This is a genomic window from Aeribacillus sp. FSL K6-2848 (assembly GCF_038004325.1).
Classification (GTDB): Bacteria; Bacillota; Bacilli; order Bacillales; family Aeribacillaceae; genus Aeribacillus; species Aeribacillus composti.
This window is the reverse complement of record NZ_JBBOQQ010000001.1, coordinates 4171563-4196724: the sequence shown is the minus strand read 5'-3', so window position 1 is coordinate 4196724 and position 25162 is coordinate 4171563. Positions and strand designations below refer to the sequence as shown.

Here is a 25162-nt window from a genome sequence, read left to right as displayed (position 1 = left end):
ATCTAATTTAAAATTGAAACTACAAGATCAGACGATAAATCTACAAAATTCTACAAATTGATTATTTACTTCGTTTTTAAAATTCTAACTTTTATTCAATTTTTTAAGAGGAACCATTATAACAAGGTTGTGGTAATATTGAACTTGCACTCTCTTGAAAAAAAAGAACTTCAATTATTGGTTGCAATGATCATTTTGGTTCCGCTCGCTGGCGAAATTAAATTTTATCCATTTAATGAAGTTTATCGGGTGAGTTTTGGACCTCCAACATTGTTTATTTTTTTATTGTGGCTGAGAAAGGTACCAGCTGTTATATGTGGTGTTCTTGCAGGCTTATCAATTGTGACATTTCGGGTTCTTCTCGATTTGATATCCCTTACATCTGTTGATTGGATGGCTTCCATTCATACAAATTCCCCTTATTTTTTCTATTACTTCACGTATGCGCTTGTTTTTTCTGTTTTAAGAATTCACCGATTTTACAATCGACCATGGGTGATCGGCCTTTTGGGGATTGTGATAGAATTGGCAGCCGGGATTGTCGAGCTACTCGCTGAAAATATTATGATTGGAACGGTAATGACTTTAGATGCCTTTAATAAAATTATGATTATTGCCATATTCCGAAGTTTTTTTGTGATCGGTTTATTTAGTATGATAAAATTGCATGAATCTAAGCTAAGGGAAGCGGAAATTCAAAAACGCAATGAACATATGATCATGCTTGTATCGAACCTTTACGAAGAGTCGGTGCTATTAAAAAAATCCGTTCAAGATGCTGAGGAAATTACGAGGCAATCTTACAACCTGTATCAAAAATTGCAGGAGATCAGGAAAGGGAAGAAAAGGCTGTCGCTGGAGGAGCTTTCACGGCATGCCTTGAGGATTGCCGGCGAGGTTCATGAGATCAAAAAAGATAATCAACGCATTTTGTCTGGACTTTCAAAAGTAATTTCAGAAGAAAGCTCCCTTGATTATTTAGATGTCCGATCACTTTTATCAATCATTGTTCGAACACATGAGAAGTATGCTGAGCTGTTGGGGAAAAACATTGAATTCAGTATTGCATATAATGGGTCACATCCTGAGTATCATGTGTATACGTTTATTTCCATTGTGAATAACCTTGTCGCTAACGCAGTGGAGGCCATCAAAGGAACTGGCAGCATTGAGATTGCAGTGGAGCGGGAAAATGATTGGCTCCAAATACGCGTTCATGATGATGGTCCCGGAATTCCCGATCAATATAAAGATATTATTTTTAAACCAGGATTCACCTTGAAATTCGACAGCACGGGCAATTCATCAACAGGTATTGGGCTTTCATATGTGAAAGAATTGGCAGAAAAGCTTAACGGGGAAGTAATGATTGCGCATCAGGAAGATAGCAAAGGGGCAACATTTATCGTTCGTCTGCCAATTGGAAATTTAACCCAAAAAAGGTGATTTTATGAGGTTTTTTATAATAGATGACGATGAGTCAATTCGTACTATGCTATGGCATATCATTGAAGACGAGGAACTTGGTGAGGTCGTCGGCGAAGCAGCAGACGGTGCTGATGTTAGCGGTGAATTTTTAAATTTGAAGAAAGTCGATATTTTATTAGTTGACCTGTTAATGCCCGTTCAGGACGGCATTGAAACGATTAAGAAAATCAAGCCGATTTTTAAAGGAAAAATTGTTATGATATCGCAGGTGGAATCAAAGGATATGATCGGCCAAGCTTATGAATACGGAATCGAAAACTATATAACGAAGCCGATTAATAAAATTGAAGTATTGTCAATCTTAAAGAAGGTGATGGGTCATATACGTTTGGAAAAAACCATTCAGGATATCCATCACTCTTTATATAGTGTTATGAACGTTGATCATCTTCTAAAGCAAAATGTAAATCCTTATAAAGAAAATTCTCTTTCTGCCAGTGCACGATTCCTCCTTTCAGAACTAGGCATTGCCGGAGAAAGCGGCAGTAAAGATCTCATTGAAATCATGCAGTTTTTATATGATTACGAACAAGAGAAAACATTTGCCGGCGGATTTCCTTCATTAAAGGAGATATTTAGAAATATTGCGTTGAAGAAGCTTGGAGAAGCAGCCAGTGAAGAGGAGCTGAAAAGGGAAATTAAAGCGTCTGAACAACGTGTGCGGAGGGCGATCTATCATTCCTTGAACAACTTAGCGTCACTTGGGCTCACAGACTTCATCCATCCAAAGTTTGAAAATTACTCATCCAAATTTTTTGATTTCACTGCTGTTCGTCAAAAAATGGAGGAATTAAAAGCCGATCGGCCTGCAGCTGCATCGTCTATACGAATCAATACGAAAAAATTTATCCATGCTTTTTATTTTGAAATCAAGCACTTGATGGAGGAATAAAATCGATTTCAAAGATTCCCTGCATGCGTGCAAACTTATGAAAGTAAAAATGAATCATTCACCTTATTCAAAACAGCGAAACGGTCATAAGTGCCGAAAAAGAGGAAATAACTACCACTTCATTTTTTATGGGCCATTCTTATTGTAAGAAATGGCCCATTACGTCTTTTAGGGATTGGCTGGCCAGCTCGTCTTCCATCGCTTTTTGAACGCGCGTAAATGTGCTGTCCAGGGCGGATTGAATGTTTTTTCCAACGGGACAATTGGGGTTCGGATTTTCGTGAATGGCGAATAATTCGTCTTTCGGTTCGACCGCTTTAAAAATATCCAAAAGTGTTATGTCTTCAGGGTTTTTTGTTAATTTTGCTCCGGTTCTGCCGGCATGGGAAGTTAATAGTCCCGCTTTCTTGAGCATGCTTGTAATTCGCCGGATCACCACAGGATTCGTGTTGACGCTTTTGGCAATAAATTCTGAAGACACATGCTCAAGGGGATTTGATGCTATTAAGATCATAATATGAATCGCCACTGCTAAACGGCTGTTAATCATAAGTTTCCACCACCATTTGTCACTATTTTAGTGACAAATTTGAAATTTTGTCAAACAGGTTGGCAGGCAATGATTTCCGGATGACAGCTTCAATCAATAAGTTGACAGGGATTTATATTTGTAACTATAATAGTTACATATAATTTGTAACTGAATTAGTTACATAAAGGGAGGAAAATTGTTAATGAAAATTGCCGTTATTGGTGCAACGGGAAAAGCAGGAAGTTTAATAGTAAAGGAAGCAAAGGAACGAGGACATGATGTTACGGCTATTGTCCGCAATGCTTCTAAAGTGACTGATGTACCAGCTGTTGAAAAGGATATTTTCGATATTACATCAGAGGATATAAAAGATTTTGATGTTGTTGTAAATGCATTTGGCACTGCACCTGGTGAAGAGCATAAACATGTGGAGGCAGGAAAAGTATTAATCAATGCCTTGAAAGGAGCGCCTAATACGCGGCTTATTGTTGTAGGCGGAGCGGGCAGCCTGTTTGTCGATGAAGCGAAAACAACCCGCCTCTTTGACACACCGGATTTTCCGAAAGAATATTTGCCGGTAGCGAAAAGCTCAGCTCAAAATTTGCAAGATCTTGAAAACTCTGAAGGGATTCAATGGACTTATATTAGCCCAGCTGCATTTTTTGATCCGCAAGGTCCGCGCACAGGTGAATATAAAGTTTCAGGCGATGTGCTTGCTGTCAACTCTGAAGGTCAAAGCTACATCAGTTATAGAGACTATGCGATAGCACTTGTAGATGAAATTGAAAACCGTAAGCACATTAATAAACGTTTTTCCGTCGTATCCAAATAAAAGCTTGATTGCCGAGCGGTGCAGATTTTCTTATTTTTTTACGGCTTGAGATTTGGGAGGATTTCGGGGGTTATTCATATAATGAAATATAAGCCTCAGACACCCTGTGGGGAGCTGAGGCTTATATTTTTCTATAAAGTTGAACAAACTACCCGTTTTTCACACGGGCGGTTTTTTTAAAAATAAAGAGGGGGTTCCCAAAAGTCAACTTATACTGACTTTTTGGACAGTTCCTTAATATTAAAGAGCCGCTTTTATTACTTTTTTATAATAAAGTACGGAGAGAAAGCCGAAAATCGAATACAAAGCTGTATATAGCAGCATGACGAGAATCATTGGCGTCCAGAGCTCTGTGCCGAATAAAAACCATCCTGATTGAACGGCAAAGTAGCTGTGGAAAAGTCCGATGATCAAAGGAATCCCAAAATTAAAAGCTTGTTTGGCTTGAACTCCTTTGAGCAAGTCGCCTTGTGTGAAGCCGAGTTTTCTTAAAATGGTATAATTTAGCTTTTCATCTTCGCTCTCATCCATTTGTTTGAAATAAAGAATGCAGCCGGATGTAATCAGAAAAGTTAAACCTAAAAAGCCGACAATAAACATGCTGAGCCCCATAGATCGTTTTTGATTACTGCTCATGGCGAGCCGTGAATCATGATTGCCGCTAAACGTCGTTTTTTGAAAGATTTCATTAGCTTCCTGTATTTTAGCTTCATCTTGAATATCAATTCCTATATGAACAGACGGTTTCATGTCCATGTCCTTTTGTAAACGGTCAAATATCGTTTCGTCGACAATGGCAACAGGCAGGCCGCCGCCTGTGAAAAAATAGGAAATGTAGTATTCCTTTTGTAAACCTAAATATTTTTGCGGTATGACTTCGTGCCGGCCTTTTAATTCGATTTGACCGGAACTTTTCAGCGGCATAAACTTCTGCATCATATCGTTATACCCTGCAAAAAGAGTTTCATCTGGAGACAGATTGATCTTTTCTACATCGTCGTCACTAATGATTGGGAGAGGCATGGATGCCGGGTCAACTTTCAATTCCTTCAGCTTTGTATCTAATATTTTCTCCATATTGATGTTTGCGTGGATCACATCAATCATTTTTTCACTGTATGGAATGTGATGCGCATGTAATGCTTCTTTAAAATGCTTTGCATCTTCCGCATTCGTCAGAGCAAAATCGGCGGCGACATAATTTTCAGCGGATTTTTCCGATGAATAGTAGGAAATATAATTTAAAGATAACAATCCGATGGCAAGAGCAGAGACGGTTGTAATGATCGTTAATAATAAAGCATTTGACTTCATTCGGAACATAATCGATGAAAGAGATAGTACCTCATGAATATTTAAATAACCATCCTTCTTTTTTCTAATGAGATAAAAAATAAAGCTGACAGACCCTTTATAAAATAAATAGGTTCCGATAATGACAGATCCTAGTATAAAGATCATCGCAAGGAATAGCTCATTCATCGTAGTAAAATCGCCGCCAAATAACTTAGACGAAATATAGTAGCCTATAATGATGAAGAATATGCCGAGAATCCCGATAATCATTTCCAACAGGGATACTTTTTTTACTTCTGTAGTGGAAGCAACTTTAAATAAAGATAAAATGTTCTGCTTTTTAATAAATACGTAATTCAACAACATGATACAAAGATAAATCGCACTAAAAACGATCACTGTTTGGATCAAAGCATTAGGTGAAAAAGTAAGCGTTGCAATGGCATTGACGCCGGTAATTTTAAACAAAATCATAATGAATAATTTGGAGCTGGCAAATCCAATAAAGACTCCAATGAATAATGAGCTGAAATAAATGATAAAATTCTCAGCCGTAAGAATGCGGAATATTTTCCCTTTTGTCATGCCGATTAATTGAAGCAAGCCAATTTCTTTACTGCGCCGTTTAATGAAGATGTTATTGGCATACAAGAGAAAGACAGTCACAATGACAATCAATAATACGGATGCTGTTCGAATGGCAGCAGCCCCTTTAATCGACCCTTTTGTTGCATCCATTGACGGATCATATTGCAATGTGACAAACGCGAAATAAAGGGCTACTGTAAACATTAAGGCAAATACATATAAATAGTAGTTTTTCAGATTTTTTTTCAAATTACGGAATATCAGCTGCTTAACGTTCATGTTGCACCCCGCCTAATACCCCTTGGGTTTTCATAATATGTTGGAAGAACGTTTGTCTTGTTTCTTCCCCTCTATTTAATTGGGTATAAATTTGCCCGTCTTTTATGAAAATGACCCTGCTTGAGAAACTGGCTGCGACCGGATCGTGGGTGACCATGACAATGGTGGCTTTTCGTTTTTGATTTAATTCTTGCAGCTTGTTTAACAGATCAGATGCCGATTTTGAATCAAGGGCGCCTGTTGGCTCGTCGGCAAAGATAATGCTCGGCTCGTGAATAAATGCCCTTGCTGCTGAGGTGCGCTGTTTTTGGCCGCCGGAAATTTCGTTTGGATATTTATCCTTTATTTCATAAATGCCCAGTTCTGTTGCCAGTTCATTGAATTTTTGTTCCGCTTCTTTTTTTGCTGTTTTTGTAATGGATAAAGGCAGCAGGACGTTTTCCTTCACTGTCAGTGTATCGAGCAAATTGTATTCTTGAAAGATGAATCCTAAATGTCTTTTGCGGAATTCCGCCAGCTGTTTTTCTTTCATGCCGACAATGTCTGTTCCTTCTATTTTGATCGTTCCTTGGCTGACTTGATCAATTGAGGATAGAACATTGAGCAATGTCGTTTTCCCTGAGCCGGATGGCCCCATGATGCTGACGAATTCTCCCTTTTCTACACGAATGTCCAATCCCTTTAACACTTCTTGTTTATTAAATTTGTTTCCATAGCTTTTGTAAATTTTTGTTGCCTCTAAAATATACATATCGCGTCCCTCCTTGATATTTTTATCATAATCGTCCTTCTTGTATTTTTCCTTCGATTCAGCGAACAAAATGAAAAAGCATGTGACAAAATTGTCACATGCTTGTAATGCGGACAAATTCATTTTTCTTTGGAAAGGTTAAGGTAACAGTCGTTCCTTCTCCAAGCTTTGACTCTACTTTAATATCTATCAGCAATGTTTCGGCGGCTTTTTTCGCCAAGTATAATCCCATGCCTGTTGAGGCATTGTCCTGATGTGCGGTCGTGGATGTGAAGCCTTTGTCAAAAATGCGCGGCAGATCCTTCGGGTCAATGCCACGGCCAAAATCCTTCACTTTGATCATTGTTTGATCATTTTGCCGATAGCTTTGAATGATGATATCGGATGAATCGCTGTATTTTACCGCATTTGTTAACAGCTGTCTCATGATAAAGGCGAGCCATTTCGCATCGCTTAGCACTTCGGCAGCCTCTAGCTCGACCTCAAACCCAATTCCTTTTTGCATACACCATGATTGCAAAGCTTTTATCTCTTTGAAAATGAGTGGTTCCAGTGCAACATTTTCAATATATAAATCATTTTCCATGAAAGGAATCCGTTTTTGATGAAGCTGCTGGTCAAGCAGCAGATGAATGCGCAGCCATTCATATGTCAATTGTGCTTTGATAACTTCATCATCTAATCGTTCAATGATTAAATGCATCGCTGTCAGCGGTGTTTTAACTTCATGAATCCATGACAGCAATTCATCTTTTTCCTGCTCGAGCGCAATTCGATTTTGCGAAGCCTCTTGTTTCAAAAGCTTCGTTTGGTTTATTATCCGCTGTTCAATCATTTTTTCAAAAGGGCTTTCAGCATTCGCTATACTTGTTAAATCAAGGCTGTTTTCCCATCCTTCCAAGCTTTTATAAAACTTTGTTTCTTTATTGTAGCGGATGATGACAAAAATGAAAAAAATAATCATCAATAAAAAGACAATATAGAGAACGGACTTTAATGAAATGGTTGAATCAAGATAAGAAATAAAAAGGATAAACAGCTGCATGAATAAAAAGAGAAGGATCCAGCTCTTTCTTTCAATAATATATTTTTTAATCATATACGGCTGCCTCTTCCTTTGCCATGTAGCCTTGGCCGACTTTCGTTTCAATAAAGCGTCCCAACCCGAGCTCATCCAATTTTTTTCGCAAACGATTGACATTGACCGTTAATGTATTATCGCTGACAAAGCGCTCATCCTCCCACAGGCTTTTGATTAATTCTGTCCGGCTGACGATTTTGTTTTTCTTCTCAAGCAAATGCTTTAATATCAATAGTTCATTTTTAGTTAGTTCAATTGTTCCTTTATCATTTGTGACCGTATTGTTCTCATAATCGACCGTCGCCCCGCACCATGCCTTCAGCTTTATTCGTTCTGTATTATAGTTGTATACTCGGCGGAGAATTGCTTGTATTTTTGCGATAAGCACCTCGAAATGAAACGGCTTTTGTATAAAATCATCCGCTCCAAGCTGCATTGACATCACCATATCGGTCGGGTGATCCCGCGATGATAAAAAAATAATCGGAACGTTGGAATGGGAGCGGATCATTCGGCACCAATGAAATCCATCAAACTTTGGCAGCTGAATATCAATGATGACCAAATCAGGCTTGATGGCTGTAAATTCTTCAATCACTTTTCCAAAGTCAGTAATGCCGTATACATCATAAGACCATTGTAATAACCGTTCTTTTATTTCATGAAACAGGGTGGTGTCATCTTCAATGAGCAAAATTTTAAACAATGCTTTCACCACACTTTTTTCACTTATGTTTGTTAGACTTTCCCGCTGTCCTATATTGTGCATGATTGAGCGGATAGCGGTGTTTTTTTGCGATTTTTCTATAATTGATTGTATAAATCATTTTCCGGCTTTCTGAAGATTGCTGTTCCCGAGGGAAAAAAATGATCTTTGCCCTTATTATAATTGATTTTACAAGGTAATTGAAACGGTTTAATGTTGCGATGAGCCGTTTTTCAACTCGTTTAAGAGTTTTAAAGGTTTATTAAAGGCGGATGTGAGGTCAGAATACTTATTGTTAAATTTTGTTTTTATATTAAAAATATTCCAGTTTATACCGATATAAAAAATGGAAATTTTATAAAATATGGAGGAGGTTATTATGAAAAAAATTGTCGGAGTTATTTTTACGCTGGCTGTTCTATCATTTTCGTTCGTATTTGCATTCTTTCCTGCAAAAACTTCAGCTGCATCCGCACCACCATTAACGGATTTACAGATAATTGGTATTACGTCGGATGGAAACGATAATGAATGGGAAATCATTTCACAAATCAATTGTCGGCAATCACTCCTTTAAAAGGGAGAAACATAAGAATTGCCATTTATGTTGAAGGTACTGAGCGTCCAGGCTTTCTTAGAATATATAATGGTGGAAGGGATATTACTTCTCAAACTCGTAAACCTTTAGCGGATGAACCTTTATCAGGATCTGACAAAATTGTGTATGGGTGGATCAAATATTATGAAATACCTATGAGGCTATTGACTACAGAATCGATCAGCATTTCAGCGTTAGATTATTTTTCAAATAAAACACTTTATGATCACATAAATTTTACAATTGTTAGGGAGTGATCTTATATGAATATTACTGAAACTCAATATTTTGCTGCTTATACGCAATTGACGCTTGTAGCTCCGTTCAAAAAACATTTGGAAACAGGCAGCCCTTATGGCAACGAGACAAGAGAAGAATACAACAGCAAAATGGATTTTTATGAATTTATGGACGCAATAAAGGAAGGGAAAATTGTAAATGAAGATTTAGCCAGAGAAACGTCTCATTTCCATAATAAAATTTTGGATGATAAGATGAGGTATGGTGGAGATCCATTTTTCAATGCAGAAGTAGCAAAAATTATTCAAAAAGCATTTAAACTCGGTTTAGTCGGAAAAAACGAAGAACTTATTGCCAAATACGAGCAAAGCATTTAAAAATGGAATAAAACAAGCCGCTTGAACGCCAAATCACCGGCAGTCAAACGGCTTGTTTTCGTTTTGTCTGTTAATTTTTAATGAATTATTTCACTTCTAAATAAATAGTTCAAGTATTCTCTTTTGTTCCAGCAAAATGCTTTACACAAAATCAAATTAAATTAAAATAAACTGGTTTTATGTTATACTTTGTTCAGTAATAAGCGGGGAACAGATTATGATGAAGGGAAAGAGGCTACATGAAAATACGTGTATCTGCTGTTCAATATCATCTTCATTCCATCGGGAGTTTTGAAGATTTTGCAAACCAAGTAACGCATTATGTGAAAACCGCAGAAGAGTTTGATGCTGATTTTGTTCTTTTTCCTGAATTTTTTACGACTCAATTGCTGTCCATTCCGAATCAAAAGCAGACGATTCAAAATTTACCTCATTATACGGACCGATATTATTCACTATTTACATCGCTTGCTAAAGAAACGGGCATGCATATTATTGGAGGCACTCATATTATCGAAAAAGAGGGACGATTGTATAATACAGCCCATTTATTTTATCCCGATGGCCGGATAGCTGAACAAGCGAAGCTTCACTTGACGCCGACGGAAGTGAAAGAATGGCATTTGACTCCCGGAGAAACGGTTCAAATATTTGAAACCGAAAAAGGAAAAATTGCCATGTTGACTTGTTATGATATCGAATTTCCAGAAATCGTTCGAATTGTACGAGGAATGGGAGCTGACGTTGTGTTCTGTCCGTCTTGTACAGATGACCGCCACGGATTTCAACGAGTGCGGTATACAAGCCACGCCAGAACGATTGAAAATCAAATCTATGTGGTGACAACAGGAACAGTAGGTTCGCTTCCTACCGTTGATTTTATGAGGGCAAATTTCGGCCAGGCAGCGGTCATTACTCCGAACGACGTCCCATTTCCGAAAAACGGGATTTTGATGGAGGGGGAAATAAACCACGATATGATTATTACGGCGGATCTTGATTTATCTCTCTTATACAAAGTGAGAGAAAACGGATCTGTCACCACTTGGAGAGACCGCCGTTTTGATTTGTATCCTGATTTAAGTGTTCATGGACGAAAGGGGAATGGAGATGAGCCGTTACAGAAAGAGATTTTATCTGAATAATCAAGGCCGCAATGTCGAAGTGGTGATAAGGAATTATAATGAAGCAGATTTTGATGAATTAATTGAAATTCAAAAGGAAAGCTTTCCGCCGCCTTTTCCATCAGAACTTTGGTGGAATAAAGAGCAATTAACGAATCACGTGACATTGTTTCAGGAAGGCGCTTTATGTGTTGAGGTAGAAGGAACGTTAGCAGGATCGATGACATCTTTAATCGTGAATTTTGATCCCGCCCATCCTGATCATACTTGGGAAGAGATAACGGACAACGGCTATATCCGTAACCATGATCCGAATGGCAACACTTTATATGTTGTGGATATTTGCATCCGTCCGTCCCACAGAAAGCTGGATTTAGGAAAATGGCTTATGCAATCAATGTACGAAGTAGTTGTCCATAAAGGATTGGATCGCTTGCTCGGCGGCGGCAGAATGCCGGGATATTATAAATATGCGGATGAGATGTCAGCTGAACAATATGTCGATGCTGTCGTCAGCGGAGATTTAAAAGACCCGGTTATTTCATTTCTCCTCCGTTGCGGACGGACGCCTCTTGGAATTGTGGCTAATTATTTGGAGGATGAGGAATCCCGTAACTATGCTGTTCTAATGGAATGGAAAAATCCGTTTAAATAAGTAATTGAAAAAAGCTGCTTGAACGCCAATTATTGGTGATACAGCGGCTTTTTTTTCATGCTCGCTCTCTGCTAATATTTTAAACTTGCTTTCACATGGAATATGAGCCAGTTTCCATATCAAACTTCGGCTTTTTGGATCTGTACCTCCGATATGATCGTTCGGTATTTACATATTGCAGCCATTGCCTATTCACTTTTGCCTAAGGTAAAATCAAACATAATAAGGCATGACTGGGGCGATAAATAGTGGATGAACGAACGAAGCATTATTTTGCGGAATTGCAGTCAAGTGATAAAAATGCGCAGTACGAAGCGTACAGCAGCATTATGAAGATCACTGAAGAAGAAGTCGATTGGGCGTATGAAGTATGGGATCAGCTGAAGGAAGAGCTGACAAGTAAAGACCCTCATAAGCGCTCGCGTGCTGCTCAGTTTTTAAGCCGCTTAGCGATCAGCGATCCCGAACAGCGAATGTTGGAGGATTTTCCTCAAGTTTGGGAAGTAACCTATGATAAAAAGTTTGTAACTGCCAGACATAGTTTGCAGGCTATTTGGAGGATTGGTTTAGCTGGGGAAAAGCAAAAAGAGATGGTTATCCGTCATTTGGCAGCTCGGTTTGACAACTGTGTTGACGAAAAACATGCGACACTTATTCGGTTCGATATTATTCAAGGGCTGCGAAACTTGTATGATAAAGTGCAGGATGAAGCGATCAAGCAGCTTGCCTTCGATTTAATTGAAAAGGAAGAAGATCCGAAATATCAAAAAAAATATGCAGCAGTATGGAAATAGAAAAAAAGAGCCGTCAGTAGCAACACTCCCAGTAAATAAATGGCAATATGATTGAAAGAATGATTGTTTGCTGATTATAGTAGTGGCTTTAGAGGATCGGAAGGTATTTGCAGACTGTCTCAGGCATTCATCTCCAACAGATTAATTGAAGAACAAACATATTCTTACAATAACAGAAGGAAAAATAATGCCCTTTTAAAGTGATTGCACATCAAATAAATGCCGTTTGAAGTGAAAAAAGAAGAAAATTTTCATTTTGAAGTATTATACGCTGTCAAGCTTCTATAAAAAATGCTTTTGATCATTCGTCTCAGCGTTTCAAAGCAGAGGTTTCAAAAGAAAAAACTGCACGTAAATATTAAATCGGCAACATTTTATAAAAAATAATTTTTCAGTTGATTGGCTATCATAGAACAAAGAATTACATTTCGGAGTGATAAACGATGGAAAATTCTCAAATAAATGAAGTTCAAGAGCTGTACCAGCAACTAATCAATGCGTGGAACAATCGAACTGCTAGCGGAATGACGGATCTGTTTACTAAGGATGGCGAAAGCATTGGTTTCGATGGCAGTCAGTCGATTGGACGCGATGAAATATTCGCACATCTCCAGTCCGTCTTTGAACACCACCAGACAGCTAAATTTGTCAGCAAAGTGAAAAATGTCCGGTTTCTAGCTCCTGATATCGCTATTTTACGAGCGATTGCCGGTATGGTTCCTCACGGCCAGTCCGATTTAAATCCTGATGTGAACACTCATCATACACTTGTTGCAGTGAAAACGGAAGGAATTTGGCGTATTCAACTTTTTCAAAATACTCCAGCCCAGTTTCATGGCAGACCTGAATTGGTTGAACAAATGACCGAAGAGTTAAGACAGCTGCTTAAATAATCCATGTCCTGTTCAGGGGAATGGTGAAATATACTTTCATGCAAAAAGAAGATTAGGAAAATCGCAAATCTTCTTAATTCAAATGTCCGAATAAAACTCCTTAACACGAAAAAGCAAGGATTAAAAGACAAATTGCGTTTCTTTGATAAGGATTGAAATAAACTGTATATTCATTCTTTTTGCATTCAAACGGTCCTCTCTCCGTTCTAAATTTATTTCAGAGCGCGACCTATCTATCATATGCATCGCACAAAATTTCTCACGGCACCGAACAGGGTAAAATATAAAATAGTATTTGCGAAAATTTCATGAAGATTCTATTATTTATTTAGAAAATCGCTATATGTTTTGGAGTGTGGTCGCATATTTATGGAAATGGTTTCTTTTAATGCATACCGGACTATCGGAATTCCAGGTGTTCACTATATAAAACCTGATAATATGTTTAAAGAATTAGAAACCATTCGACAAGCGGATATTGTTCTTTTTCCTGAAACGTGGCAAGCCCCTGCTCTTGTATACGGATTAAAGAAAAAAATTTTTCCGAGCATTGAATCTTTGCAATTGGGCTTCAGCAAGGTGGAAATGACGAGAGCGCTGTGGACGGTGGCGCCAGAGCATGTTCCATATACGGAAATATTGGCGAGCACCCCAAGCAATATCGAAAAAGTATTAGAAACGTTCCCATTCCCATTTGTTGCAAAGGAAGCCCGGAATTCAATGGGGCAGGGGACTTTTTTAATAAAAAATGAGTATGATTTTTATCAATATGCTAATCAAAATGATGTTTTGTACGTACAAGAATATTTAGAAAACGACGGAAAAGATTTACGCATTTGTGTCATTGGAAAAGATATTTTCACCGCCTATTGGCGGGTTGGGGCGGAAGGGGAGTTTCTCCACAATGTTGCCCAAGGAGGCAGCCTCTGTTTTGATTTTATACCGCAAGAGGCTTGCGAGCTTGTGTTGAATGTCTCAAAACAATTGAATATTAATCATGCCGGCTTTGATGTGCTAATAAGCGGAGGGCATCTTTATATTCTCGAGTTTAATGTTCTTTTTGGCAATCAAGGCATTGCCGAAAGGGGATTATCTGTAGAAAAAGCAATCTATGACTATTTGCAAAGCGAATTTGTTCCTCCTTTTCCAACATCGCCGACAACATCCAAAAAGGTGATTTAAAATAAATAATTGCTAGATTTGCATTTAGAAGATTGATAGAACCTATTTTATTGCTCGTATTGTAAAATGAAGAAACAAAAAGAAAGCAGCCGTTTCACTGGACGGTGCTAGCAATTTACCTATTTGGTATAAAATTTTTTTATTTTGATTAGGGCGTCTTCCTTGTATTGTTGTTATTATAATAATGTATACCCATGGTGCTAGTTGAACGTCAACGCTCAACTAGCCCAAGAACAACGAGCGAATAGGCCAATAAAATGGCATCAAGCGCCGTTTCAAATCCAGAGATCGAATTGGCGCGAATTTTCGTGATCCGAAATGAATCCACTAAAACCGAGAACGCGGTTTCGACGATTTTGCGTTTTCGTTTCATCCATTGTTTCCATTCTTTTGATTGCACCACACGTTGATTTTTTCGGGCAGGCGTCCAAAAAGCGATCTTGTATTCATCGTACAGCTTCTTTTGCAGGGCTTGGCTCACATATCCTTTGTCGCCAAGTGTATACGGATGAGGAAGTTGAGTCATCACTGTTTCCGCAGCTGTCCGATCGTGGCAGGATGCCTCGGTCAGGACATATCCCATCGGAAGCGCTTGGTCGGTAATCTGAAGATGAAGCTTAAACCCATAGTAAACCATCTTTTTGGATGCACAATACCCAATATCTGCGATTCCTTGAAATCGTTTGACGCGATACATTCGTGCGTGGTGGCAGAGTTCAATGGGTAAGCTGTCCACTACCGCATAAGCGTGATGTTGTCCACGTTTGGCGAGTTGGTGACGAATCCATTTGATCGCCCAACGCAAAGAACGGCATCGACGGTTGTATCGAGAGCGCTCTAGGAACTTTTCCTTGGTGAACAGGTTTCCAATGACAAATCGATGCCAAGCCCGTTCCGAAGTAAAACCCAGCAATTTTCCAAGAACGTGAATGGCGATGATAACCTCATCCTCTTGCTTCAACAAATGACGATTTCGACGTTGCAAATACATCTGAATACAAGACAGTTGTGCTGATACAACGAATAAGATCGCGGTATATTGCTTTTGAATTTTTGCTTGGTTTATTGTAAAATGAAAGTGCTCTTGCATGGAACTTCTCCTTTTGAATGTTTGTTCGCACTTTCATTTTAAAGGAGATCCTCATGCAAGGGCTGTTTTTATGTCTCGAGATTTTATCTAGCACCACGGGTTAATGTATATCTCTTATTTTCTATTATGTTAGTCAATTTTCTCATAGTTTTTTACAAACTTTCCATGTAATGGGGAATGCTGCTTGAAAAAAGTCATCACATACATCGCTCTTTTATTCATCGCCACAGGGGGATTGTTTGCTTATCTGCCGACGTCTGTTTATGCAGAAGAGTCGACAGGCAGTATAAGTCATTCTTCAAATGTTGTCGTTTCAAAGTCGTCAAGTCTGTTTAATGAAACAAATTCTGGCGGTTATGTTGTCATAAGCAATGAATCTACTAACGTCTATCAAAAACAATACACAGGCGTATTTCAAGTAAATGATCGCCAATATTCCAAGAATCCCAATTTAGATCTAGAGGACTATCGGTTAGATGCGGTTAAACCATTTAATTTTGATAAATGAGCATTTTGCATATTTTTTGACCCAAGAGCCATAAGGATTTCAAAGACATAAAAAAGGACTTCACCCCTAAAATGTAGAATTTTTGAAGTGACGAAACCACAAAAATTCAAAAGGAGGAAGTCACTTTGTATATTCTACAAGAAAGCCTATTTTCCTTTGAAGAACTGCAAAAATTAGAGTCAAAAGAGAAATTACCTATCTTTTTTAGCTCGCTTGATTTACGCCCTTATGCTAAACAGTTGAGAAGTTCTTCACCCCGAGGGGCTGACGGTCATTCCAGAGAAGGGATTCTAAGAGCTCTCATCGCTGCCCCACTCGAAGGCATCGACACCTTTACCGCCCTTCATCATCGATTGGATAAAGACCTTCGTTTCCGTTATCAATGCGGTTTATCGATTGATCGCCCCGCACCGTCTATCTCCACTCTCAGCCGGGTTTTTGCGGCACTTACCAAAAAAAAGCTGGCTGAAAAGATCTTCCTTGACTTGGTACAGTTAGCTCAGGAGGAAGGAATAATTGACGGCAGCCACCAGGCCATCGACAGTGCCGCCATTGATGCCTATGAAAAGAAACAGCCCAAAAAGCGTAGTGAACAAACGGGTAATGCCAATTGGGGCGCAAAATATGATTCCTTCGGCAATAAAATTACCTGGTTTGGCTATAAGATGCATCTTTCAGTCGATACCGCAAGCGAACTGCCAATAGCCATAAAAGTAACCCCTGCCCATGTGAACGATGGAGAAGTCGCACCAGAATTAATAGAGCAAGTGGCAGAGCGTACCAAATCCAAAATTGAATTTCTGATCATGGATGGCGGATATGACCAACTAAAAAACTATGAATCAGCCAAAAACATTGGAGCGCAAGCCATTATCCCGCTCAATTTGCGCAACGAAAAAGAGCCTCCTGAAGGGATTTCTTCCAATGGAACTCCGCGTTGTTCCATGGGTTATGAAATGACTTATTGGGGAGCTGATAAGGACCAGCTCAAGTTCAGATGTCCTCACGCAACCGGCAAAGTGGATTGCCCATTAGGAATGGCAGCCTGTTCATCTTCCAACTATGGAATGGTGGTAAAAGTCGACATCAAAAAGGATGTGCGCCGATATTCCAATCCGCACCGTGATACAAAACGTTGGAAAGAGCTTTACAACGAGAGGACAAGTGTAGAACGCTGTAATTCAAGAATGAAAAGCTACCTTACGGCGAACTCCCTACATGTATGGGGAATTGAAAAAGTAAAGACCCATATTTACCTGAACGCTATTGTATTACTTGTTTCAGCGCTAGCGATGGCAAAGGAAAATAAAGGGAAGAAAGCCGCTTAAAAAAATTCAATGTGAAAAATTCTGTAGGTATGCCCGAAAACAAGATTATTGTAATATTTTGTAAAATAACATGCTGGTAGCTATTTGTCGAGTGCTTTATTTTTTATACTTTTATCCAAAAAATCTAATTTTGCAAAATGCTCAAATATAAAAACAAATTATTAAAAAAGGGCCGTTTTGCGATAGCGCCGTCTTATCAAGTCGGCGATAAAAAAACGTTTTGGGTTACTAATTTTGACACAGGGCTCGATTATCAAATAGATGCCGAGCTCATGTATAGCGGAAAAAAAGCGAATGTTTGGGTTCATAACAATGAAATTACATTATCTGATGCTGAAAAAATAGGAAAAGAATTTGATGACAGTATTTATTCAACGATTGTTAATTATTTCGGCAATGAATCAGATGTAGACGGGGATGGAAAGATTCATATTTTATGTTTTGATATACAAGACGGATTTGATGGGTTTGGCGGATATATTGCCGGTTATTTTTACCCCGGCGATTTATTTGATGTTTATCATTCCAATCATTCTGAGCTGTTTTATATTGATACGTATCCTGCCATGGGCATGGATTCAAAAGATGTTGCACGTGCTTATGAAACACTGGCGCACGAGTTTCAGCACATGGTAAATGTGAACCGGAATGTAATCATTGAGGGTGATTCGGACGGCATGGACGTTTGGCTGGATGAAATACTGGCGATGGCGGCTGAGCAAATATACTCCGGAAAAGTTTTGACAGATAGAATAGATTATTATAACTATTCACCTTCTATCGCAAACGGGCATTCATTATTGTATTGGGATGAATACGGAGATACTTTAGCAAACTACTCTTTATCTTATTTATTTGGCCAGTATGTCAAAATACAAACTGGTCAAGGAGATCGTATTTTCAAAGAAATATTGGCAGATCGCTTCAATGATTACCGGGCGGTAGAAAACGCGGTAAAAAAATATATACGTTCTGATATGACTTTCGGGAAGTTTTTAACAAATTTCCGCATCGCTCTTTTATTAAAAGAACGTTCAGGATTATATGGATTTAATGGTGATCCTAATTTCAATGCCCTGCAGCCAAAGCTTTTCAGCGATCATTCGGCCTATTTAAGAGGCGGTGGAGCGATCGTTAAACAAATGGATTTGTCATCAGGCTTTAAGGAACCTTCTGATAAAGGAAAAGATATTACTTATACATTCATTATAAATGGAAAGGTGACTTTGCCGCCTGAAAAGCCTGTAGTGAATGAAGTAAGCGATCGTGATGTAAACGTAACCGGAAAAGCAGCTAAAGGTTTGATAGTCATTGTTAAAAAAGGGAACACCCTTTTAGGAAAAGCAACAGCGGGCAGCGACGGCACTTTTAAAATCAGCGTACCAAAGCAGCGGGCAGGAACAGTATTGACGATATTTGCAGAGAATCAAAATAAGTTGCAAAGCAGGGAAGTGACCATAACTGTAAAGGATAAAACCCCTCCGGCTGCTCCAACCGTCTATACAATAGCCAATAACTCGACAGCGATCAGAGGGAAAACAGAGGCGAATGCGACGGTCTATGCAAAAGTTGATGCAAAGCAAATCGGCTCAGCGAGAGCGAACAGCAAAGGCAGCTATAGCATTAGGATAGCGAAACAAAAAGCAGGGACAAGCATCTCGGTCTATGCAAGAGACTTAGCCGGGAACATAAGTGCGGCAAGAACGGTGAAAGTGGTGGACAAAATTCTTCCGGGAACGCCGGTGGTCAATAAGGTCACCTATAAAACAAAAACGATAACAGGTAAAGCGGAAAGAGGAGCCGCCGTTTACTTATACAAAGGTTCAAGACAAATCGGGAAAGGAACCGCGGCAAGCAACGGGAAGTTCAAAATCAACATACCTTCCCAACGGAAAGGAACGGTATTGAAAGTATTTGCCAAAGATAAAGCCGGCAATAAAAGCAGAACAAGAGTAATAAGAGTGAAATAGCGGCAAATATGGAAAAAGACTGCTTTCAAATGATTTGGAAGCAGTCTTTTTTTAACGGAAAAGAGATTAGTTTACATACTTTATTTACCATTGCCCATGCGGACGGTACCGCAACAAATCCATCAATTATGTAATTCCCCTCTGGACATCATGGACAGATGGGCTTAACGTATCGTAACACAAAAGGTTAAGGGGAATAAACCGCAAAATGGAAAACGTAAAACGCTCACTTTCATTTGTTCGTAATCATGTTTCTTTTTAGTATTTTTCTAAACTAAAATAAAAATAATTTGTAAGCGCATTACTCATTTCCGCTATATAAAGGAAAAACAATATGTTTAGATGAAAACGTTTATTATTTATTATAAAAATATAATTTGAACTATTAAAATTATTATTTAATGAAAACATAGGGAGGATTCATATATGAAGCGTATTTTATTAGCATGTTCATCAGGAATGTCAACGAGTTTACTAGTATCAAAAATGGAGGAAGTTGCAAAAAATAAAGGGATTGAAGCCAAAATTTGGGCAGTTGCTCAAGATCAAGCACAAAAAGAAATGGACAAAGCCGACGTCCTTTTAATTGGCCCGCAAATGCGATTTCTAAAAAAGAAGTTTGAGGCTTTAGCAAAGGAAAAAGGAATTCCCTTGGACGTTATTGATCCCGTTGCTTATGGCCGAATTGACGGAGAAGCTGTATTAAATAAAGCACTGGAGTTAATTGGTAAATAATTTTAGGCTGCAAGCTTTTGAAAACTTAGTGGCATACAATTAATTGAAGAGTATTAGAGTGCCTCTTTTGCACAACAACGAGGAGGGGGAATCATGAACAAGTTTATAGAGGTTTTAGAAAATATTCTATTGCCTATTGCAGATAAGTTGAATAATAACCGTTATTTAACTGCATTACGAGATGGATTTATGGTTGCATTACCGCTAATTATTTTTGGGTCTATATTTGTTGTAATCGCTAACTTCCCGTTTTTAGATAGGCTGTTAAGTGAAGATGCGTATGCGGCATATCAAAATGCACTAGGATCAGCATCTGCCGCTACTCTTAGTATAATGGGGTTATTTGTCATCATTGGTATCGGTTATAAATTAACAGAACACTATGGTGGACAAGCGATCTATGGTGGCGTTGTTGCATTAGCGGCATTCCTTATTTTAACACCGCAATCATTAGAAGGTGTATCGGGGGTTATCCCAACAGTAAGCCTAGGTGCACAAGGGATGTTTTTAGGAATATTAACAGCGTTTATATCCGCTGAACTTTATCGATTTTTTGTAAATAAGAATTGGGCCATTAAAATGCCGGCTGGCGTCCCGGCCGCCGTATCCAGATCATTTAGCGCACTCATCCCAATCACTCTAACATTGTCGGTATTTTTATTCATCCGTATTGTTTTCAGCTATACACCTTTTGAAACAGTACAAAATTTTATATATACAATTTTGCAACAACCTTTAACAAATCTAGGAAGCGGTTTAATCGCTACACTTGTTGCGGTATTGCTTATTCAAGTTTTTTGGTTCTTCGGTTTACATGGACAAATTATTGTAAATTCCGTATTCGATCCAATTTGGTACGCATTAAATGATGAAAACTTAAAGGCCTTTCAATCTGGGGAAGAACTTCCTAATGTCATTACAAAACAATTTATTGATTCATTCTTAGTCGGTATGGGTGGCACCGGCATGACATTAGCGATCTTGGTTTTAATCTTTCTTATTGGGCGTAGCAGACAGCTAAAAGAGCTAGGAAAATTAGGAGGGTCGGCTGGAATTTTCAATGTTAATGAACCAATTATCTTCGGTCTTCCAATTATAATGAATCCTTTAGTTATTATTCCTTGGATTCTTGCGCCTGTTGTTGTAACAATTATTACTTTTTTTGCAATGTCATCAGGATTAGTACCAAAACCTGCTGGAATTATTGTCCCTTGGACAACTCCAATTGGATTAAATGGTTTTTTAGCAACGGGCAACTCATGGAGAGGTGCTGTATTACAAATCTTTAATCTGCTGGTTGTAATGGCTATATGGTGGCCGTTCTTAAAAATCATTGATAAAAAATATTACGAAGAGGAAAAACAACAAGCGGATTAAAAAAGATTACGATATCGGCCCTAAAAAGGTGCTGTGATTTTAAATGATGTCCAGCAAATATGTCAGGAGGACTGGTCATGGATACTATAACAGAGATTGCTTTTCAAATTATTTTATATGCTGGAAATGGCAGATCCAGCGCCATGGAAGCCATTCAAGCAGCAAAAGAGGGGGATTTTGAAAAGGCTGATCAACTGATAGAAGGAGCAAGTGCTGAACTTGGGAAAGCTCATAAATTTCAAACAAAGCTCCTTCAAGAGGAAGCAAACGGGAATGAGACGAAAATGAATGCTATTTTAGTCCATTCACAGGATCATTTAATGACAGCTATAACTGTTAGAGACCTTGCAATCGAATTCATTGATCTATACAGAAATAAAAACAATGGGAGGTAATACAATGTCCCTGCAATATCGTTTTCCCGAAGGTTTTTGGTGGGGAAGTGCAACTTCAGCAACACAAATTGAAGGTGCCGCAAAAGAAGGTGGAAAAGGCCAAAATATTTGGGATTACTGGTATCAGATTGAGCCGCATCGATTTTTTGATCATGTTGGTCCCGAAACAACCTCTGATTTTTATCACTTATATAAAGAAGACATTAAGTTAATGAGAGAAATCGGCCACAATACGTTTCGTTTCTCTATTTCTTGGTCGCGCCTAATTCCTGGCGGCCGAGGAGAAGTGAATAAAGAGGCAGTGGTTTTTTACAATAATGTCATTAATGAATTAATCGCTAATAATATCGAACCGTTTATTAATCTTTATCACTTCGATATGCCGTTGGAATTGCAACATGAAGGCGGTTGGGAAAACAGAGAGGTTGTAGATGCTTACCAACATTATGCGAGTGAATGCTTTAAATTATTTGGGGATCGAGTGAAAAAATGGTTTACTTTCAATGAACCAATCGTGCCTGTTGAGGGTGGATATTTATACGATTTTCACTATCCGAATATCGTTGATTTTAAACGGGCGGCACAAGTGGCGTATCATACCATTGTTGCTCATGCAAAGGCGATCAAAACATTCCGCGATATGAATATTCATGACGGGAAAATTGGTATTATTTTAAATCTAACTCCTTCGTACCCTAGAAGTCAAAATCCGTATGACTTAAAGGCTGCGAGAATTGCTGATTTATTTTTTAATCGAAGCTTTTTAGACCCAGCTGTTTTAGGAGAATATCCAAAAGAACTGATTGAAATTTTAAGGGAGCATGGCCAGTTGCCTATAACAAAAGAAGGTGACCTTGAACTCATAAAAAATAATACCGTTGATATTCTTGGGGTAAATTATTATCAACCGAGAAGAGTGAAAGTGAAAGAGCACTTGCCTAACCCCTACAGCCCGTTTATGCCGGAGTGGTTTTTTGACAACTACGAAATGCCGGGAAGAAAAATGAATCCTTATCGCGGATGGGAAATTTACGAAAAAGGCATTTACGATATTATGATGAATTTAAAAGAAAACTATGGCAATATCGAGTCGTTTATTTCAGAAAATGGGATGGGTGTTCAAAATGAGGAGCGTTTTATGAAAAACGGTGTGATTGAAGATAACTATCGAATTGAATTTATTAAAGGGCATTTGAAATGGCTTCATAAAGCGATTGAAGAAGGGTGTAATGCAAAGGGTTATCATTTATGGACATTTATGGATAACTGGTCCTGGACAAACGCCTATAAAAATCGATACGGATTCATTTCCGTTGATATTGTTACAAAGGAAAGAACACCGAAGAAAAGCGCTCATTGGTTTAAAGAAGTTTCTAAAAACAACGGATTTTAACTTTTAGGTTCTGGTCTAGAGGATCAGAACCTTTTTAAATCATTTTTACTGTGGTAAATTGGATTATTGCAAGAGAGGGGGCAATCTTATGTTCAATCAACGAATGAAAACGATTTTGCGCGAACTGATGGCTGCTGAAAGCCCCATTACAGGAGCCTACTTAGCTAATTTAAATCAAGTGACTTCAAGAACTACAAGGGAAGATATAAAAAGCCTTGATGGGATACTTGCTGAAAATGGCGCAAATGTTATTTCTGTGATGGGTAAAGGATATAAATTAACAATCGAAGATGATGCTAAATTCAAAAAATTTTTGCAAACAGTTTCCTATGATGAATCACCCCGCAATTCCTTTATCCCCAAAACACCAAAAGAACGCGTTAGTTATTTAATTAGACGGCTTTTATTAAGTGAAAACTATTTAAAGCTGGAAGACATAGCCGATGAAATGTATATAAGTAAATCGACAATTCAAAACGATTTAAAGCATGTAAAACAAATATTGAATAAATATGATATTCAATTAGAATCGCGTCCAAATTACGGAATAAAGGTCTCCGGCAGTGAGCTTAAGCTGCGTTTTTGTATGTCTGAATATATTTTTGACCGTCATGAGGAGAGAGGTGAGAAGCTTTATGACACCCATTTAGCAAATCAAGATGATTTGGATCAATTTTTAGATATTATTATGAGACAAATCAAAGCAAATGAAATTACGATATCTGATATTGCCATTCATAACTTGTTAATTCATATCGCCATTGCTTATGAACGAATAAAAAATGGCCATCATGTTACACTAATTAAATCAGAGATGCAAGAAATTAAAAAACAAAGAGAATATCAGGTGGCAGAAAAAATTGTCAAAGAAGTCGAAGAAAGATTCCATGTTCAATTCCCGCGACAAGAGGTGGCGTATATTGCCATTCATTTGCTTGGCACCAAAATGCTTTCACAAACGATTGAAGAAGCAGAACAGGTTATCGAAAATGAAATTATTCAAATAGTGAAACTTGCTCTTGATAAAATTGAAGAGAGATTTCATTTAGGGATAAAAGACGATGAAGAATTAATTCTCGGGCTAAGCTTGCATTTAAAACCGGCTGTTAATCGATATAAATACGGGATGAATATACGAAATCCGATGCTTCAAGATATCAAGAAGAATTATCCGCTTGCTTTTGATGCAGCTGTTGTTGCAGGATTAGCAATTGGAGAATACACAAAAACGGAAATTGATGAAAATGAAATCGGTTATCTGGCACTTCATATTGGTGCAGCAATGGAACGTAAGAAATTAAAATCCGGGCCCAAACGGTGTTTAGTTGTGTGCGCATCAGGCTTGGGAACCGCACAATTAATTTATTATAAATTGAAATCATATTTTGGAAACAATCTGGAAGTAGTAGGTATCACCGAATATTATAAATTAAAACAGTTCAGACTGACTGATCTTGATTTTATTGTAAGTTCGATATCGATTCCCGAAAAATTAAATATTCCTGTCATAGAAGTGAATGCGATCTTAAGGGAAAGTGATTTAAAACAAATAGAAAAATTAATTATTGATAATCAGCCGCCAATTAATACTTATTTTCGAAAAGATCTAATGTTTTTAAGAAAGAATTTTCATTCGTATGAAGAAGTTTTAACGTTTTTCCACACTGCATTGCTTGAAAAAGGCTTAGTAGATAATACTTTTTTAGAAGCAATATTCGAAAGAGAAAAAGTGGCACCTACCTCTTTTGGAAATTTAGTGGCTGTTCCGCATCCTATCGTTCCAAAAACGAATCAAACATTTATCGCTGTATGCACACTAGATAAGCCAATTCAATGGAAGGATAAGCCTGTTCAATTGGTCTGTATGTTATGTGTGAAAAAGAACAGCGAGGAAAATTTGCAGGAAATGTACGGTTTGTTGGCAAGATTAATTGACAATAGCTCAATGGTTCAGAATTTGTTAAAAACGAAATCATATGAACAATTTATGCAAGTTTTAAAGGAGCATTCCTGTTAGAAGTTTTTTCGGGGACTTGAATAAAAAAGCCCTCTTGGTAT

At 38.1% G+C, this 25162-nt stretch carries 25 protein-coding genes; 19 read left to right on the top strand and 6 right to left on the bottom strand.

What is annotated here, in order from left to right; genetic code table 11:
- The first annotated feature begins 138 nt into the window (after positions 1 to 138).
- Both NSS70_RS20100 and NSS70_RS20095 read left to right on the top strand, forming a co-directional pair.
- Positions 139 to 1446 (top strand): sensor histidine kinase, encoded by a 1308-nt coding sequence (locus NSS70_RS20100; RefSeq protein ID WP_082829613.1) that lies wholly within the window; start codon positions 139 to 141, stop codon positions 1444 to 1446.
- A 4-nt stretch (positions 1447 to 1450) separates the two neighbouring features.
- A complete protein-coding gene (locus NSS70_RS20095; protein WP_339193666.1) occupies positions 1451 to 2380 on the top strand; it encodes a response regulator in 930 nt (309 codons plus the stop codon).
- A gap of 139 nt (positions 2381 to 2519) precedes the next feature.
- On the opposite strand, the gene NSS70_RS20090 is transcribed toward NSS70_RS20095, so the two are convergent.
- Positions 2520 to 2930: an Rrf2 family transcriptional regulator gene (locus tag NSS70_RS20090; protein ID WP_327873539.1), complete on the bottom strand. Its 411-nt coding sequence runs from the start codon at positions 2928 to 2930 to the stop codon at positions 2520 to 2522.
- Between the two features lie 184 nt (positions 2931 to 3114).
- On the opposite strand from NSS70_RS20090, the gene NSS70_RS20085 reads away from it, so the two are divergent.
- Positions 3115 to 3744 (top strand): NAD(P)-dependent oxidoreductase, encoded by a 630-nt coding sequence (locus NSS70_RS20085; protein ID WP_094244775.1) that lies wholly within the window; start codon positions 3115 to 3117, stop codon positions 3742 to 3744.
- Between the two features lie 240 nt (positions 3745 to 3984).
- Here NSS70_RS20085 and NSS70_RS20080 read toward each other — a convergent pair whose 3' ends face one another.
- The 4 genes from NSS70_RS20080 to NSS70_RS20065 form a co-directional block, all read right to left on the bottom strand.
- Positions 3985 to 5907 (bottom strand): ABC transporter permease, encoded by a 1923-nt coding sequence (locus NSS70_RS20080; RefSeq protein WP_340882422.1) that lies wholly within the window; start codon positions 5905 to 5907, stop codon positions 3985 to 3987.
- Positions 5897 to 6658 (bottom strand): ABC transporter ATP-binding protein, encoded by a 762-nt coding sequence (locus tag NSS70_RS20075; protein WP_339193663.1) that lies wholly within the window; start codon positions 6656 to 6658, stop codon positions 5897 to 5899. The genes NSS70_RS20080 and NSS70_RS20075 overlap by 11 nt, the downstream gene beginning before the upstream one ends.
- A gap of 94 nt (positions 6659 to 6752) precedes the next feature.
- Positions 6753 to 7757 (bottom strand): sensor histidine kinase, encoded by a 1005-nt coding sequence (locus tag NSS70_RS20070; protein ID WP_063389122.1) that lies wholly within the window; start codon positions 7755 to 7757, stop codon positions 6753 to 6755.
- Positions 7750 to 8445, bottom strand: coding sequence for a response regulator transcription factor (locus NSS70_RS20065; RefSeq protein ID WP_339195863.1), 696 nt, complete (start codon positions 8443 to 8445; stop codon positions 7750 to 7752). Before NSS70_RS20065 ends, NSS70_RS20070 begins: the two co-directional genes overlap by 8 nt.
- A 379-nt stretch (positions 8446 to 8824) precedes the next feature.
- Here NSS70_RS20065 and NSS70_RS20060 point away from each other — a divergent pair, with 379 nt between their 5' ends.
- From NSS70_RS20060 to NSS70_RS20025, 8 genes are all read left to right on the top strand, one after another.
- Entirely contained in the window at positions 8825 to 9022 is a 198-nt protein-coding gene (locus NSS70_RS20060; protein WP_327873541.1) for a hypothetical protein, read from the top strand.
- Positions 8977 to 9300: a hypothetical protein gene (locus NSS70_RS20055; protein WP_327873542.1), complete on the top strand. Its 324-nt coding sequence runs from the start codon at positions 8977 to 8979 to the stop codon at positions 9298 to 9300. Before NSS70_RS20060 ends, NSS70_RS20055 begins: the two co-directional genes overlap by 46 nt.
- A gap of 6 nt (positions 9301 to 9306) precedes the next feature.
- Positions 9307 to 9660 (top strand): hypothetical protein, encoded by a 354-nt coding sequence (locus tag NSS70_RS20050; RefSeq protein WP_066251453.1) that lies wholly within the window; start codon positions 9307 to 9309, stop codon positions 9658 to 9660.
- Positions 9661 to 9899: 239 nt separating this feature from the next.
- The gene (locus tag NSS70_RS20045) at positions 9900 to 10805 is read left to right on the top strand and encodes a carbon-nitrogen hydrolase family protein (RefSeq protein ID WP_339229813.1); all 906 of its coding nucleotides are present in this window, start codon (positions 9900 to 9902) and stop codon (positions 10803 to 10805) included.
- Positions 10771 to 11439 carry a GNAT family N-acetyltransferase gene (locus tag NSS70_RS20040; RefSeq protein ID WP_232515623.1) on the top strand — a complete coding sequence of 223 codons (669 nt, stop codon included), beginning with the start codon at positions 10771 to 10773 and terminating at the stop codon, positions 11437 to 11439. Before NSS70_RS20045 ends, NSS70_RS20040 begins: the two co-directional genes overlap by 35 nt.
- 248 nt (positions 11440 to 11687) lie before the next feature.
- Positions 11688 to 12233 (top strand): hypothetical protein, encoded by a 546-nt coding sequence (locus tag NSS70_RS20035; RefSeq protein WP_063389119.1) that lies wholly within the window; start codon positions 11688 to 11690, stop codon positions 12231 to 12233.
- Between the two features lie 443 nt (positions 12234 to 12676).
- Positions 12677 to 13126: an SgcJ/EcaC family oxidoreductase gene (locus NSS70_RS20030; protein ID WP_063389118.1), complete on the top strand. Its 450-nt coding sequence runs from the start codon at positions 12677 to 12679 to the stop codon at positions 13124 to 13126.
- Positions 13127 to 13495: 369 nt separating this feature from the next.
- Positions 13496 to 14308, top strand: coding sequence for an ATP-grasp domain-containing protein (locus NSS70_RS20025; protein WP_340882420.1), 813 nt, complete (start codon positions 13496 to 13498; stop codon positions 14306 to 14308).
- Positions 14309 to 14519: 211 nt separating this feature from the next.
- Here the strand turns inward: NSS70_RS20025 and NSS70_RS20020 are convergent, their stop codons facing one another.
- Positions 14520 to 15398: an IS982 family transposase gene (locus NSS70_RS20020; RefSeq protein WP_327848482.1), complete on the bottom strand. Its 879-nt coding sequence runs from the start codon at positions 15396 to 15398 to the stop codon at positions 14520 to 14522.
- 184 nt (positions 15399 to 15582) lie between these two features.
- Between NSS70_RS20020 and NSS70_RS20015 the strand changes: the two genes are divergently transcribed.
- The 8 genes from NSS70_RS20015 to NSS70_RS19980 all read left to right on the top strand — a co-directional run bounded on the left by NSS70_RS20015 (position 15583) and on the right by NSS70_RS19980 (position 25121).
- Positions 15583 to 15906 (top strand): hypothetical protein, encoded by a 324-nt coding sequence (locus tag NSS70_RS20015; RefSeq protein WP_340882418.1) that lies wholly within the window; start codon positions 15583 to 15585, stop codon positions 15904 to 15906.
- Between the two features lie 125 nt (positions 15907 to 16031).
- Positions 16032 to 17234: a transposase gene (locus tag NSS70_RS20010; protein WP_339192838.1), complete on the top strand. Its 1203-nt coding sequence runs from the start codon at positions 16032 to 16034 to the stop codon at positions 17232 to 17234.
- Between the two features lie 137 nt (positions 17235 to 17371).
- Positions 17372 to 19204: an Ig-like domain-containing protein gene (locus NSS70_RS20005; RefSeq protein WP_340882415.1), complete on the top strand. Its 1833-nt coding sequence runs from the start codon at positions 17372 to 17374 to the stop codon at positions 19202 to 19204.
- A 426-nt stretch (positions 19205 to 19630) separates the two neighbouring features.
- Positions 19631 to 19939, top strand: coding sequence for a PTS sugar transporter subunit IIB (locus NSS70_RS20000; protein WP_340882413.1), 309 nt, complete (start codon positions 19631 to 19633; stop codon positions 19937 to 19939).
- A gap of 93 nt (positions 19940 to 20032) precedes the next feature.
- Positions 20033 to 21316, top strand: coding sequence for a PTS cellobiose transporter subunit IIC (gene celB / locus NSS70_RS19995; protein ID WP_340882411.1), 1284 nt, complete (start codon positions 20033 to 20035; stop codon positions 21314 to 21316).
- Between the two features lie 77 nt (positions 21317 to 21393).
- Complete coding sequence (locus NSS70_RS19990; protein ID WP_340882409.1) at positions 21394 to 21711, top strand: PTS lactose/cellobiose transporter subunit IIA; 318 nt, start codon at positions 21394 to 21396, stop codon at positions 21709 to 21711.
- 4 nt (positions 21712 to 21715) lie between these two features.
- Complete coding sequence (locus NSS70_RS19985) at positions 21716 to 23104, top strand: glycoside hydrolase family 1 protein (protein WP_340882408.1); 1389 nt, start codon at positions 21716 to 21718, stop codon at positions 23102 to 23104.
- Positions 23105 to 23192: 88 nt separating this feature from the next.
- On the top strand, positions 23193 to 25121 hold the full coding sequence (locus tag NSS70_RS19980) for a BglG family transcription antiterminator (protein WP_340882406.1): 1929 nt from the start codon (positions 23193 to 23195) through the stop codon (positions 25119 to 25121).
- Positions 25122 to 25162: the final 41 nt, after the last annotated feature.

Bases quoted from the DNA above. Each gene is read 5' to 3' on its own strand.
- NSS70_RS20095 (WP_339193666.1), top strand. From the start codon at position 1,451: ATGAGGTTTTTTATAATAGATGACGATGAGTCAATTCGTACTATGCTA.
- NSS70_RS20090 (WP_327873539.1), bottom strand. From the start codon at position 2,930: ATGATTAACAGCCGTTTAGCAGTGGCGATTCATATTATGATCTTAATA.
- NSS70_RS20085 (WP_094244775.1), top strand. From the start codon at position 3,115: ATGAAAATTGCCGTTATTGGTGCAACGGGAAAAGCAGGAAGTTTAATA.
- NSS70_RS20080 (WP_340882422.1), bottom strand. From the start codon at position 5,907: ATGAACGTTAAGCAGCTGATATTCCGTAATTTGAAAAAAAATCTGAAA.
- NSS70_RS20075 (WP_339193663.1), bottom strand. From the start codon at position 6,658: ATGTATATTTTAGAGGCAACAAAAATTTACAAAAGCTATGGAAACAAA.
- NSS70_RS20070 (WP_063389122.1), bottom strand. From the start codon at position 7,757: ATGATTAAAAAATATATTATTGAAAGAAAGAGCTGGATCCTTCTCTTT.
- NSS70_RS20060 (WP_327873541.1), top strand. From the start codon at position 8,825: ATGAAAAAAATTGTCGGAGTTATTTTTACGCTGGCTGTTCTATCATTT.
- NSS70_RS20055 (WP_327873542.1), top strand. From the start codon at position 8,977: ATGGGAAATCATTTCACAAATCAATTGTCGGCAATCACTCCTTTAAAA.
- NSS70_RS20050 (WP_066251453.1), top strand. From the start codon at position 9,307: ATGAATATTACTGAAACTCAATATTTTGCTGCTTATACGCAATTGACG.
- NSS70_RS20045 (WP_339229813.1), top strand. From the start codon at position 9,900: ATGAAAATACGTGTATCTGCTGTTCAATATCATCTTCATTCCATCGGG.
- NSS70_RS20040 (WP_232515623.1), top strand. From the start codon at position 10,771: ATGAGCCGTTACAGAAAGAGATTTTATCTGAATAATCAAGGCCGCAAT.
- NSS70_RS20030 (WP_063389118.1), top strand. From the start codon at position 12,677: ATGGAAAATTCTCAAATAAATGAAGTTCAAGAGCTGTACCAGCAACTA.
- NSS70_RS20025 (WP_340882420.1), top strand. From the start codon at position 13,496: ATGGAAATGGTTTCTTTTAATGCATACCGGACTATCGGAATTCCAGGT.
- NSS70_RS20020 (WP_327848482.1), bottom strand. From the start codon at position 15,398: ATGCAAGAGCACTTTCATTTTACAATAAACCAAGCAAAAATTCAAAAG.
- NSS70_RS20005 (WP_340882415.1), top strand. From the start codon at position 17,372: ATGCTCAAATATAAAAACAAATTATTAAAAAAGGGCCGTTTTGCGATA.
- NSS70_RS20000 (WP_340882413.1), top strand. From the start codon at position 19,631: ATGAAGCGTATTTTATTAGCATGTTCATCAGGAATGTCAACGAGTTTA.
- celB (WP_340882411.1), top strand. From the start codon at position 20,033: ATGAACAAGTTTATAGAGGTTTTAGAAAATATTCTATTGCCTATTGCA.
- NSS70_RS19990 (WP_340882409.1), top strand. From the start codon at position 21,394: ATGGATACTATAACAGAGATTGCTTTTCAAATTATTTTATATGCTGGA.
- NSS70_RS19985 (WP_340882408.1), top strand. From the start codon at position 21,716: ATGTCCCTGCAATATCGTTTTCCCGAAGGTTTTTGGTGGGGAAGTGCA.
- NSS70_RS19980 (WP_340882406.1), top strand. From the start codon at position 23,193: ATGTTCAATCAACGAATGAAAACGATTTTGCGCGAACTGATGGCTGCT.